Origin of the sequence: Bacillus sp. K2I17, from assembly GCF_002209985.1 — a bacterium.
GTDB lineage: Bacteria > Bacillota > Bacilli > Bacillales > Bacillaceae_G > Bacillus_A > Bacillus_A wiedmannii.
Window position 1 is genome coordinate 123,765 of record NZ_NJGF01000005.1, and the last position, 13,234, is coordinate 136,998.

The following is a 13,234-nucleotide window of genomic DNA, read 5'->3' on the forward strand; positions in this document are numbered from 1 at the left end:
ATTACGTCTGCTATAATTCCTAGAGGAAAGAGGAAAGCTTTATTCCAGATGGAGTAAAGCTTTCTTTCGATTTTTTACATTAATTAATTCTAATACTAAGATTTCACAAAGGGGGCTTTTTATCATATGAATTTTATTAGCATTCGAAAAAAACTAATGTTCATGATGGGAACGATTTGCGCTTTATTTGGCATCGCCTTAGCTTTTATTTTATTTTTTGCTATTGACCAATCTCGTAAAGCTGAAACATTACAAAAAGAAATTTCTCCTCTAGCAACAGAATTGAAAGAGCGTGGAGACGCTTATCAAGTACAACTTTCTGCTTTAAGAGGTTATTTACTACAACACGATCAAGTAGAATTAGACAAGTTTAACGAGATGAGTAAACGTCTGGAGGATTCAAAAGATAAACTTCTTTCTAATCCAAATATTTCTCAATCCGTGAAAGATACAATGAATTTAGGGTCCACTTGGAGAAAATTTATTGAAGAAAAAGTCTTCATCCTTGCAAAAGAACAAAAGTGGGAAGAAGCTTTACAAGTAGCTTCTACAGAGAATGGCTCTGTTTATAAAGTAATTGGTGATTTCACAAATTACAGTAATGAACAAGCTAAGTTACGTGATCAATCTATCGAAAAAATTGATCAATCTTCACTACAAATTAAATATGTTATCTTCTTATCACTTGTTATTTGTATTATCGTAGCTATCATTCTTGCATGGTGGTTCTCTGGTAAACTTGTAAAACCAATTCAACAAATTGATAGTAAGCTAAAAGAATTATCATCTCAAGAAGGTGACTTAACAGCCCGCCTACAAGTAAATAGTAATGATGAAATTGGTACGATTGCAACATCATTTAATAAAATGTTAGAAAACCTACAACATATTATCAATCGTGTTCAAAAAACATCCGTAGAAGTACAAAACGCTTCTGAAAATATGCTAGAAAAGACGAATATATCACGCGAGGCAACAATAAGAGTTCAAAGCTCGATGTCTAGCTTAAATGCAAATATTCAATCGCAAGCCTCTAGTATGGAAGAAAGCTCAACTGCAATGGACGATATGACAGTAAGCGTTCAGCGTATTGCTGAATCTGCTTCATCTGTAACTGAACTTGCTGTAACTACATCTGAACAGGCTAACGATGGAAGTTCAGTTATTCAAAAATCCGTTTCCCAAATGACAACGATACACGACGCGGTAAATGCTACGTCAGAAGTGGTCGAACGTCTAATCACCCACACGAAATATATTGATACAGCTGTTCAATCTATTTCTAATATCGCAGAACAAACAAACTTACTTGCTTTAAATGCATCTATCGAAGCAGCTCGTGCTGGCGAACAAGGAAAAGGTTTTGCTGTCGTAGCTGACGAAGTTCGAAAACTTGCTGAACAATCTAAAACAGCGGCAACAGATATTAACCAACTACTACATCAAATTCAACAAGACACTGAAACTGCGAGCTCTATGATGTCCCAAGGCCGTTCGGAAGCATTTGAAGGCATTCATGTCATTCGTGAAGCCGGCAACTCTTTCACAACGATTGTGGAACAAGTAAATAAAGTATCTACTCAAATGCAAGACATCTCAGCAACCGCTGAGGAAATGGCTGCAAGCGCTGAAGAAATGAACGCTTCACTGAATAACATCGCTTCTATTTCGACTGAAGTATCTAGTGAAACAGCGACAACAGCACAATCTGCTGAGAAAAAAGTCATTACGATGAATGAAATGACACAAACTGCTAAACAAATGAAACAAACAGTTGAAGAATTAGATCAACTCGTATCTCATTTCAAAACTGAATAGCTTTCAAAAAATATTCCTCTTTCAAGAGGAATATTTTTTTGAGCTCATTCCCTGCATATTATATATATATCCGTTATAATGAGAACCGATATCATTAATATGTAGGGGGTGCTATACATGTCACAACAAGCATTTGAAGAAAAGTTATATGCAAACTTAGAAGCTGTTATTGATCCTGAACTAGGTGTTGATATTGTTAATCTTGGATTAGTTTATGACGTTACAGCAGATGAAAATAATAATGCTGTCATTACGATGACGATGACTTCTATCGGTTGTCCAATGGCTGGGCAAATTGTATCAGACGTTAAAAAAGTATTATCAACGAACGTACCTGAAGTCAATGAAATAGAAGTAAATGTCGTTTGGAATCCACCCTGGTCTAAAGAACGCATGTCACGTATGGCGAAAATCGCATTAGGTATTCGTGACTAAATAAAGAAAGACCTGACATCCTAGTCAGGTCTTTTTCTCTTATTATTTTACGCCTACTGCATCATAAGCTTTCGTTACAGCTTGTACAGCTTTAGAGTTTTTACCATATAAATCCTCAGCTGACTGCAGAGCAGCTTGACGCATCATCTTAAAGTCAGAGTTTGCAGTTAAATATTTCGTAAGAGCACGGTAATAAATTTTTTCTGTCGCTTCACGGCCTACTCCAGTTACTTTCACACCGTAATGCTCTCCGCCATCAGATACTAAATATGCAGCTTTATTGTTAATACTACTGTTAATATGAACGCCGCCATTATCAGCTGTTCCAGTGTAGCGTTTATTGTAATGATCTGGGTAACCTTCACCTGGTTTTAATGGATTTGGAATAGATGCTGGATCTTTCAGAGAACGAAGTGCATCACCAGGTTTTCCAGGTGTATAAATGTCAGCACCTAAATCCCAGCTCTTCTTCTCAACCATGACACCCATAATATCAGATAACGATTCATTTAACGCACCTGACTCATTTTTATAAACAAGGTTTGCTGTATGTTCAGTTACAGCATGCGTTAATTCATGACCGATAACATCTAGTCCAGCAGATAATGGAATGAATGTTTTTCCATCGCCATCACCATACATCATTTGTACACCGTTCCAAGCTGCGTTATTCCAGCTTTCTCCGACGTGAACAGTAGAAATAAGCTTCGCACCTTTATCATCGAAAGAGTTACGATTAAATGTCTTTTTGTAGTAATCGTATACTTTTCCTGCATTTACATGCGCATCAACCGCTGCTTTATCTTCGAAGAACTTAGATTTACTCTCAACCTCTTCTCCTGTATATCCAAGCCATTGTGAGAATAAATTAAACAAGTTTTCATCCATATTTTCTGCATCAAATGTGTGAACACCTTGTCCTCGTTTACCATCAAATAAGTTGAACGCTCCTGTTTTCTCATCTTGAGCAATTTCAAATGATTGTCTATCGCCCAATACTCCGTAACCAAATCCTGTAATGTGATCTACAGCGTTATATTTCTCAATCACATTTCCATTCGTTGCATCAACAAAATAATGCCAATATCCTGGAGCTGGTTTTGAAATCGATGCTTTAACTAAGTATGCAAGATAGTACTTCCCATCTTTTTCATACACAAATAAATCTTTTTTCACACCGTCATAATTCTTTACTTTACCAACTTCTTTTTCAATATCTGCCTTTGCAATCGTTTCAGCTTGCTCTGCACTAATATTTGCAAACGCAGGAATATTTTTATCCTCTAAATTCGGAATAACTTGTCCGAAGAATGCTTTTACATTATTTTCTTTATCAAGTGTAACAGTTTGATCTGAACCATACACAGGAATGTTATTATGCTTCTCAACTAACTTCACATGTGTCGTACCAGATTCAGCATCTTTTTCCTCTCCAACGACATTGAAGTGTTTATCAATATTTCCTGCTAATTTAAACATATCTTTCTTACTCTCTAAATATTGAAAGACCGTCTCTTTTTTATCTAGTCCTTCCGGTGCTTTCCATTCTTCACCTATGTATGCAGGTGTTTTAAATTCTTGATGATATTGAATTTTTTGTTCTTCCGCTTTCGTTGTCGTTGCTCCAAATGTTCCAAATCCTCCGGCTATAACAGTTAACGCTAATGCTGATGAAATGACTTGCTTTTTCACTATAACATTCCCCATTCCCATAAAGATTTTTGACACTTTTATACAATTCTTATTTTCCGGGCTAATACCTTTTTCTAAATATTGAGAAAATTTTTTCTGACAATTCCACTCAAAAAAAGAGGACATCCATTCGATGTCCTCTTTTCCATAAACGTTCTATTATTTTTTCAATTCGATTGCTAAATAGTGTGATCGTTCTTTCGCTTCAATATGAATATCCTCTTCTATCGCTTCTGCTGCATCACGCATAACAAGATTTTCACCATTTATTACACTACTCCCTTCAATTTGTACAAGGTACAATTGACGGCCTTCTTGCACCGGGAAATGAATTTCTTTTCCAGCATCTAACGATAAAGAATATAAATTCGCATCTTGGTGAATACGAATTGGTGCCTCTCCTTCTACTGGAGATACCATATGGAACCATTCATTTTCACGCTTACTCCAATCAAATGTAAACTCACCATAGTTTGGTTTATGATCCGCACGATCTGGTAAAATCCAAATTTGTAATAAACGTAGTGTTTCATTTCCTAAATTATGCTCGCTATGAAATACACCTGTGCCAGCACTCATATATTGAACATGTCCTCGCTCAATTGTTCCGCGGTTCCCCATGCTATCCTCATGTGTTAAAGCACCATCTACAACGTACGAAATGATTTCCATATCGCGGTGCGGATGCATATCAAAACCAGTTTGTGCCGCTACTAGGTCATCATTAATTACACGCAATGCTCCAAAGTTCATGTTATTTGGGTTATAGTAATTCGCAAAGGAAAAATGGAAATGTGTATTTAACCAACCGTGATTTGCTCTTCCCATATTTTTATGATCAACTTTTCTAAACATATCCTTCACCTCATATTATCTCGAATTCAAGATTTATTTTTAAAATTTTTCTCACTGTAATTTTTTTAGTAATTGTAATAATTGATGTTGTTCTTCTACATTTAAATTTTGAAACTGCTCCGCTTGGAACGTTTCTTGAGGCGGGACGATTTCTTCATATAAAGCTTTTCCCTTTTCTGTTAACGAAATATATTTTGTAGTACCTTCTTGTTCACGATGAATCCACTCCAGCTGCTCCATTTTATTTAATAGCTGCGTGATATTTCCCTTCGTAACAAATAGTTTATTTCCGAGCTCTTGCTGCGTTAGACGATTATGTCCTCCAACTTGAGCTAGCACATCAAACTGAGCGGCAGATACATTCCATTCTTTCAAATGCTGATTCGTCTCACGAATACTTTTGTTATAAAAACGTGATAAACGAAACCATAATAGTAATCCGAGTCTATCTTCTGTCTTCATTCTATCACCTCGCTCATTTCATACCATTAGTTTAGAACTAAACTTTATAAAAGTCAATCACTTACTTTTAGTAATTAATAAAGAAAGCACAGTGCCATTTCTCCACTATGCTTTACATTAACTTTCTATTTTTATATTCATCTAACTTCCTCTCCGCGAACTTTCTCGCATCTTTCTCAATCCATCTATCTTCGTACAATTCACTTCCAACATACAATACTTCCCTCTTATGCTGCATCGCATGGCGAAATTCATGCAGTAGTGTTTTGAGCACCTGCTCATACTCTTCCCATATGCAAACAAAAATTAATTGTTTTTCTTTATGATAAAAACCACCTACTGGGAATAAGAATTCCTCTTCTTCTTCTCCTAATGATAGAAGCACATGATTCGCATCACACGTATCACAAAAAATAACTGGTGTTTTACATACTTCAATCAGTGAAAACAAATCATCTCTAAGCCTTTTGACATCCCAAGGAAGCTCCGAATCCAACACATACCAATTCTCCACCTGTTGATATACATTTTGAAACTGGAGTTCCATTTTTCTATAATCCCCTTTCCAAACTCCCTTTTCCTATATGTATGCCACAATATGTAAAATATTAAACCTACTCTTTCCCCTTTCGAAAAATGACAATAAAAAAAGAATCTATGTCAGCATAGATTCTTTTTACGTAATCACTTTTTTTTTCATCATTTTTTTTAATACAAAGTAACCAATTGTACAAACAATAGCAGCAAGTGCAAAGTATTTCACATATGGCCCAGCGACTTTATTAATACTTTCCCACTCTCTTCCTAATTTAAAACCTAAATATACAAATACAATTGACCACGGAATAACAGCTAATGTAGTTAGCGTAATAAACTTAGCATGTGACATTTTTGCAATCCCTGCTGGTATCGAAATAGCATGACGCACAACAGGAATAAAACGCGCTGTAAAAATAACGCCAGTTCCGTAACGATTAAACCAATCTTCAGCATAATCAATATGTTTCTTTTGAATTAAAATATATTTTCCATATCGCTCAAGGACGGGTCTTCCTCCGTATCGACCGATCCAATAAATGAATAATTGTGCGATTACACCACCAATTGTACCGAACGCGACAGCGCCCCAAAACGTAATGCTTCCTGTTGATACTAAATAACCTGCATAAGACAATACGATTTCACTCGGAATAACCTCTAACATCAATCCAAGCATAATTCCCCAATAACCAAGTCCTTCTAGAAAAACTAAAACGGAATGAATCAACTCTCCTAACATTATGTACCTCTCTTTACTTTTTTCATTGCAAAAAATAAAAGTACAAGCAGTAAATATCTTGTACTTTTATTTTTTAAAATTAGCTAGTCTTCGTATCCCACTTAAAGATTTTATTTAAAAATTTATATACATTCTTTGACTCTTTCGTCAGAAGTGGACCTAAGATGGATAGTATAAGCACGTATAGTGCCGAGAATGGTTTCAAGACTGACATTAAACCACCGGCGATTCCGATATTGGCCATAATGATGGAGAATTCTCCTCTTGAAACGATTGTTAATCCAATATTTGTTGACGCTTTATGAGATAATCCAGCTTGTCGCCCTGCAATCATTCCTGCAATAAAGTTACCGATGATTGTAAGAAGGACAGCACCTAACGTTAACCATATCGCTCCGCCTAATGAAAACGGATCAATGCTTAATCCGAAACTAAAGAAGAAAATAGCTCCGAAAAAGTCTCTAAATGGAACAACGAGATGCTCAATTCTGTCACTATGCTCTGTCTCAGAGAAAACTAATCCTAAAAGAAGTGCTCCAATTGCTTCGGCAACGTGAATTGTTTCCGAGAAACCTGCAATAAAGAATAACGAAGCAAATACTACAATAATGAAAATTTCATCTGAACTAATATTGAGCAATTTATTTAATAACGGCGTCGCCTTTCTAGCTACAATAAAGAATAGAAGCATGTATCCTAGAGCAATTCCAATTGAAGTAAGAGCACCTAGGAAGGAAGCATGATCCCCTAGAACTAAACCAGAGACAACTGATAAATATACAGCAAGGAATATATCTTCAAACATAATAATTCCTAAAATTAATTCGGTCTCATTATTACCAGTTCTTCTTAAGTCCACTAACACCTTTGCAACGATAGCGCTAGAAGAAATCGTAATAATACCCGCAATAATTAAGATTTCTAGTAAAGGGAATCCCATTATAAATCCGTATAATAACCCAAGTGAAAAGTTAATTAAAATATAGATCGTTCCGCCAATCGCAATAGAACGTCCAGATTTTATTAGTTTTTTCATCGAAAACTCAAGTCCTAGATAAAACAGAAGGAACAGAACCCCAATCCGTCCAAGGAAGGAAATGACACTTGCACTTTCAATAAACTTGAAATCGATAACACCTATTGTCGGCGCGTGTGGCCCTACTAACATTCCAAGAACAATTAGAAACGGAATTACTGAGAATTTAAACTTTCCAGCAATTACTGCCGCAATTGCAACTAATACTAACGCTGTACCAACTTCAAAAATTAACGTATCCATCTAGTCAGTCCCCCTATTCGAAAGTAACTCATTAATAATCTTTTTAATTTCTTCTCTCTCGCCTGAAACTACAAGCATATCGCCTTCTTCAATTACCGTTTCTGGCCCTGGATTAAATAATTTTTTCATATTCTTTTTCATAACTGCAATGATCGTTACGCTATATGTTTTTCTTATTTCAAGATCACCGATTGTTTTTCCAAGCGCTGGAGCAGCATTCTCTACTTTAAACCACTCAATCGCTAAACCTTCAAAGACCATTTCAACATTTTCTAATGCTCTAGGCTTGTATACCATTCCACCTAATATTGCTGCAATTTGTCTTGCCTCTGAGTCACGTAATGAAATACTTGAGATGCTTTCTTCATGATCTGAATCAAAATGATACATTTCTCTACGTCCATCATCATGAATAACAATCACCATCTTTTCGTTACCTTTCGTAACGATTTGAAACTTATAACCAATACCCGGAAGTTCACTTTCTCTAATATTCATATTTAGCTCCTCCATAACTTCTTTATTTAAATTTTCTGTTTTTCTGTCTTTTGTTCATTAAATCAATTTTAGAAATTCTAACCATTCAGGATACCTGTGACTTGGAAATCTTTTATTGTAATAATAAGTGGCTCCTAAAAAGATACTTAAAGATGTAATGATAAAAAATATATTACTTCTCATTTTCAAACTTTTAAGGCTTACTTTCAATAAAGTTTCTTCTTTCAAATTATCCCCTCTTTCTCGCTTTACATTTAGTTTTTTAAAATGTAAATAATTCTAAAAATATTACGATGTAACATAATCATAACACAAAATATGTTTATGTAACATAATTTTTTAGAAAAATTGATTCTCGTATATTTTTTGCATATAATTTTCTTATTACGGAAAAAAGGAAGTGTATTATATGGTTGATATCTTTAGCAGATTCCTTGAGGTAACGAATAATATTTTATGGTCATATATTCTTATTGCAATGCTAATCGGCTTCGGTCTTTATTTCTCTTTCAAATTAAAATTCGTCCAAATTACTCATTTCCGTGAGATGGTCAGTTTAATTAGTAAAGGGTTTAATCGAAAAGAAAAAAAGAAAGATAGCATCTCTCCATTCCAAGCATTTTGCTTAAGTGCAGCAGCGCGCATTGGTATCGGAAACTTAGCTGGTGTAGCATTAGCCATTTCAATGGGTGGACCTGGTGCAATATTTTGGATGTGGTTTATCGCAATTATCGGAGCAGCTACTAGTTTCGTAGAATGTACGCTCGCGCAAATTTATAAAGTAAAAGATGGCAGCAGGTTCCGTGGTGGACCAGCATATTACATGGAAAAAGGATTAAACAAACGCTGGATGGGTGTTTGGTTCTCACTTCTTATTACAGTTGCGTACGGATTAATCTTCAATTCAGTACAAGCAAATACGGTAACAATAGCGTTTGAAAATGCTTTTGGATTAGAGCGAACGATCGTAGGAGCTCTATTAGCTTTATTAGTTGCAGTTATTATTTTCGGTGGTATCAAGAGCATTTCACGTATTACAGAAATGATTGTTCCTCCAATGGCAATTATTTATATTGGTGTGGCAATTTTTGTCGTTATTAACAACTTCACTATGTTACCAAGCATTTTTATGGAAATATTTAATGGTGCATTCGGTTTAGACCAAGCTATCGCTGGTGGTATTGGAGCAGCAATCAAGTTCGGAATTCAGCGTGGTCTATTCGCGACAGAAGCAGGTATGGGTAGTTCTCCTAACGCAGCAGCAACATCAGATGTATCTCATCCTGTAAAACAAGGACTTGTTCAAGCATTAGGTGTTTTCGTGGACACATTCTTAGTATGTACATCAACAGCATTTATCGTATTATGTTCCGGACTGTACAAAGGAACAAATTTACAAGGTATTGAATTAACACAAAGTGCATTAAGTTCACAAATCGGACCGTGGGCAAGTACTTTCTTAGCGATCATTATTTTCCTATTCGCTTTCAGTTCTTTACTAGGAAACTACTATTATGGTGAAACAAACATCGCATTCATTAAAGAAAGCAAAACATGGTTACTGATTTATCGTGTTGCAGTTGTCGGAATGGTGTTCTTCGGATCTATCGCTGCCCTTCAAACAGTTTGGAGTTTAGCTGATTTCTTTATGGGACTAATGGTATTCACAAACTTAATTGCCATCTCATTCCTTAGCAAGTTTGCATACGCAGCTTTAGTAGACTATATAAAGCAAAAGAAACAAGGAAAAGATCCTGTCTTCGTTGCAAGTTCTATCCCTGGCTTACAGAATACAGAGTGTTGGGATGGACAGGATGTAGAAGAGAAACAGAAGGCTGTGTAATAATTAAAAGCGGAAGCGGCTCGTCCAGAATCGCAGGACATTGGAGCTCTCGACCTTGAAGCGCTTTTTGCTTCGAGCAAGAGAGCGAAATGACCGGAGATTCTAGCCGCTGGAGCTGGATACAATTTAAAGCAAAAGCGGCTCGTTTAGAACAAGAGCTATATATCAAACAAAATCCCTATTACTTCACCGTAATAGGGATTTTTATTTATAACAGTTCATAATTTGTTCAAATTAATTCCAGCAAAAGGGTTGATTTATACAAATTACTAGATTATAATGATTATAAATTAGTAATTGATATAACATAACAACTCAAAAGGAGATTGATCATAATGAACAAACAAGTAATCGAAGTATTAAACAAACAAGTAGCAGACTGGAGCGTTTTATTCACAAAATTACACAACTTCCATTGGTACGTAAAAGGACCTCAATTCTTCACATTACACGAGAAATTCGAAGAACTTTACACAGAATCAGCTACTCACATCGACGAAATTGCAGAACGCATTTTAGCAATTGGCGGCAAACCAGTAGCAACAATGAAAGAATACTTAGAACTATCTTCTATTCAAGAAGCAGCATACGGCGAAACTGCAGAAGGAATGGTTGAATCAATCATGAAAGACTACGAAATGATGCTAGTCGAACTGAAAAAAGGCATGGAAATCGCTCAAAACTCTGATGACGAAATGACATCTGACCTACTACTAGGCATCTACACAGAACTAGAAAAACACGCTTGGATGCTACGCGCGTTCTTGAATCAATAATATATTTAAAAGCGGAAGCGGCTCGTTCAGAATCGCAGGACATTGGAGCTCTCGACCTTGAAGCGCTTTTTGCTTCGAGCGAGAGAGCGAAATGACCGGAGATTCTAGCCGCTGGAGCTGGATATTATGTAAAAGCGGAAGCGGCTTGCTCAGAACAGGAGGGTGTTGGAACTCCTGATTACGAGGCGCTTTTTGCCTCGAATGAAGGAGTGAAACAACCGACTGTTCTAGCCGCTGGAGCTGGATAATATTAAAAGCGGAGGTGACTTGCTCAGAACAAGAGGGCATTGGAGCGCCTTCCTGTGAGGCGCTTTTTGCCTCACAGGAAGGCGCGAAATGACCGACTGTTCTAGTCACCGGAGCTGGATATCATTTAAAGCGGAAGCGGCTCGTTCAGAGTCGCTTTTTTCTATGGGGTTAATCGCGCATATCAGTACATGAAATTTATATCAGCGATTTTTGCATTATATCGGCGATTCTATTAAATATATCAGCGATTTTCCCGATATATCGGCGATTCCATCAAATATATCGACTTACCGACAAAACACGAAAATATTAGCACCCCTCTCCTCTACTTTTATCAATATATTACAATCCCTTTTATGTTAAAATATAGGTAACATCCTTTAGTAAAATAGATCCAAAAAAGCTTTTCCATATTCATCATTTACTACTTAAATGGCGGGAGTGGTTCAGTTGAAAGACTACTTAATTAGAGCATTTTTTGCGTTAATAACAGTTGGGATTCTCTTACTTATAGCTAATATTTTCAATATACGTGTCGAGGTTAAAGACTATGCTTTCCTCGTTGTTGTAGCAATTGGTGGCGGCTGGGGTGGCTGGTACCTGTATAAAAAACAAAGTAATCAAAGTGATAAAGGCATTCCAAAGTAATACGGAATGCCTTCTTTTATTGCCGTCTATAATAAATAATAAAATTCAAACCGCTAATACAGCCAATTGCAATAAACATGCCAAAACTCTGTGCATCCCCAGCTAGATTATACTCGTCAACGATAAACCCAGACATAAACAACGTTATCGCGGCAACACCGATACACAATATCGAAATAAACCAAAGCGAAAATTCATTAATTAGCTCTTTCTTCTGTGTTGAAACAATTAGCATAACAAGAATAGATGCTACTAATATACTTTTAAAAACAGGACGTAAATACACAAACTCCTCCATCTATTTCTCCTTTTCTAAAAACATTATATCTTAACATTAACATATTTAACCAAATTAAAAACACATGCCTTTTCAAAGTAAAATGACATGTGTTTCCAAAAATATCTATAAAATTGTATTATGATAGCTGCTTCCACTTCGTTCCTAAAACAGGACGCTCATAATTTTGGATTGCATGAATTAGTTTATCTGCCGTCTCAGCTGAAACGATCAACTCTTTATTTGATGGATTCATAAACCCTTCTTCTGCTGCACGTTCAACCATTTGCAAAATTGGTCCATAAAAGCCTTTTATGTTCAATAAACCAACCGGCTTATTATGTATACCAATTTGTGACCAACATACTACTTCAAATAGCTCTTCAAACGTTCCGTATCCGCCTGGTAATGCAATAAAAGCATCCGCAAGCTCTGCCATTTTCGCTTTGCGCTCGTGCATCGTTTCTACTTCAATTAATTCTGTTAGCCCTGTATGAACAATTTCTCCTCGGAATAGACCGCGCGGCATAACACCTGTTACACGTCCGCCTAAGCGAAGAACTTCGTTTGCCACTTCTCCCATTAATCCAACGCAAGAACCACCGTATACAAGCTCATAATCGTTCTCAACAAACATTTTTCCTAACGCTATTGCCTGCTCTTTAAATTCAGGTCTCTCCCCTAAGTTGGAACCTGCAAACACACAAATCTTTCTCATTCCTACACCCCGAAACTATATATTGTTATGATACAATGAACATTGTACAACATATTGAAGGGATGAGGAAGAAATGGATATCGTCGCATTTCAAAGATGGGTGGAGGAATTTTACGAAAAACGAAGCTGGTCACAGTATAATTCCTTTATTCGCTTAAATTTCTTAACAGAGGAAGTTGGGGAAGTTTCACGCGTTGTTCGTGCCATTGAAATCGGCCGTGATCGTCCTGACGAAAAAGTGAAAACAGAAGAAGAGCTAAAACAAGAGTTAAAAGAAGAACTTGGTGATGTACTATCTAATCTTATTATTCTTTCACAAAAATATGATTTAGATTTACAAGACATTATGGAGGCACACGTCACAAAGCTTTCGAAAAGGTTCGAAGTATCCAAATGAGAATATTA

15 protein-coding genes are annotated in these 13,234 nt (G+C 36.2%); 6 read left to right on the plus strand and 9 right to left on the minus strand.

Annotated elements, in window-relative coordinates; all coding sequences use genetic code 11:
• The first annotated feature begins 126 nt into the window (after positions 1-126).
• Together CER22_RS08680 and CER22_RS08685 are read left to right on the plus strand one after the other, a co-directional pair.
• Positions 127-1,818 carry a methyl-accepting chemotaxis protein gene (locus CER22_RS08680; protein WP_088064758.1) on the plus strand — a complete coding sequence of 564 codons (1,692 nt, stop codon included), beginning with the start codon at positions 127-129 and terminating at the stop codon, positions 1,816-1,818.
• Positions 1,819-1,935: 117 nt separating this feature from the next.
• Positions 1,936-2,253, plus strand: a complete 318-nt coding sequence (locus CER22_RS08685) for a metal-sulfur cluster assembly factor (protein WP_000082523.1) — start codon at positions 1,936-1,938, stop codon at positions 2,251-2,253.
• 42 nt (positions 2,254-2,295) lie between these two features.
• Here the strand turns inward: CER22_RS08685 and nprB are convergent, their stop codons facing one another.
• From nprB to CER22_RS08720, 7 genes are all read right to left on the minus strand, one after another.
• Positions 2,296-3,945, minus strand: coding sequence for a neutral protease NprB (nprB, locus tag CER22_RS08690; protein WP_048542397.1), 1,650 nt, complete (start codon positions 3,943-3,945; stop codon positions 2,296-2,298).
• A 159-nt stretch (positions 3,946-4,104) separates the two neighbouring features.
• Positions 4,105-4,800, minus strand: a complete 696-nt coding sequence (locus tag CER22_RS08695; RefSeq protein WP_088064759.1) for a pirin family protein — start codon at positions 4,798-4,800, stop codon at positions 4,105-4,107.
• Positions 4,801-4,851: 51 nt separating this feature from the next.
• A complete protein-coding gene (locus tag CER22_RS08700; RefSeq protein ID WP_000845460.1) occupies positions 4,852-5,262 on the minus strand; it encodes a MarR family winged helix-turn-helix transcriptional regulator in 411 nt (136 codons plus the stop codon).
• Positions 5,263-5,374: 112 nt separating this feature from the next.
• Positions 5,375-5,809 carry a DUF3920 family protein gene (locus CER22_RS08705; RefSeq protein WP_000422822.1) on the minus strand — a complete coding sequence of 145 codons (435 nt, stop codon included), beginning with the start codon at positions 5,807-5,809 and terminating at the stop codon, positions 5,375-5,377.
• 129 nt (positions 5,810-5,938) lie between these two features.
• The gene (locus CER22_RS08710; protein ID WP_088064761.1) at positions 5,939-6,541 is read right to left on the minus strand and encodes a DedA family protein; all 603 of its coding nucleotides are present in this window, start codon (positions 6,539-6,541) and stop codon (positions 5,939-5,941) included.
• A 79-nt stretch (positions 6,542-6,620) separates the two neighbouring features.
• On the minus strand, positions 6,621-7,820 hold the full coding sequence (locus CER22_RS08715; protein ID WP_088064762.1) for a cation:proton antiporter: 1,200 nt from the start codon (positions 7,818-7,820) through the stop codon (positions 6,621-6,623).
• On the minus strand, positions 7,821-8,318 hold the full coding sequence (locus CER22_RS08720; RefSeq protein ID WP_001026071.1) for a cation:proton antiporter regulatory subunit: 498 nt from the start codon (positions 8,316-8,318) through the stop codon (positions 7,821-7,823).
• A 409-nt stretch (positions 8,319-8,727) separates the two neighbouring features.
• On the opposite strand from CER22_RS08720, the gene CER22_RS08730 reads away from it, so the two are divergent.
• From CER22_RS08730 to CER22_RS08740, 3 genes are all read left to right on the plus strand, one after another.
• The gene (locus CER22_RS08730) at positions 8,728-10,161 is read left to right on the plus strand and encodes an alanine/glycine:cation symporter family protein (protein WP_088064763.1); all 1,434 of its coding nucleotides are present in this window, start codon (positions 8,728-8,730) and stop codon (positions 10,159-10,161) included.
• Positions 10,162-10,496: 335 nt separating this feature from the next.
• Positions 10,497-10,937: a Dps family protein gene (locus CER22_RS08735; protein WP_001041898.1), complete on the plus strand. Its 441-nt coding sequence runs from the start codon at positions 10,497-10,499 to the stop codon at positions 10,935-10,937.
• A gap of 699 nt (positions 10,938-11,636) precedes the next feature.
• Entirely contained in the window at positions 11,637-11,834 is a 198-nt protein-coding gene (locus tag CER22_RS08740) for a hypothetical protein (RefSeq protein ID WP_000656314.1), read from the plus strand.
• A 16-nt stretch (positions 11,835-11,850) separates the two neighbouring features.
• Here the strand turns inward: CER22_RS08740 and CER22_RS08745 are convergent, their stop codons facing one another.
• Positions 11,851-12,132, minus strand: coding sequence for a hypothetical protein (locus CER22_RS08745; protein WP_088608576.1), 282 nt, complete (start codon positions 12,130-12,132; stop codon positions 11,851-11,853).
• Between the two features lie 118 nt (positions 12,133-12,250).
• Positions 12,251-12,814, minus strand: a complete 564-nt coding sequence (locus CER22_RS08750) for a TIGR00730 family Rossman fold protein (protein ID WP_170955601.1) — start codon at positions 12,812-12,814, stop codon at positions 12,251-12,253.
• An 88-nt stretch (positions 12,815-12,902) separates the two neighbouring features.
• Here CER22_RS08750 and CER22_RS08755 point away from each other — a divergent pair, with 88 nt between their 5' ends.
• A complete protein-coding gene (locus CER22_RS08755) occupies positions 12,903-13,226 on the plus strand; it encodes a MazG nucleotide pyrophosphohydrolase domain-containing protein (protein WP_000355764.1) in 324 nt (107 codons plus the stop codon).
• The last annotated feature ends 8 nt before the right edge of the window (positions 13,227-13,234 follow it).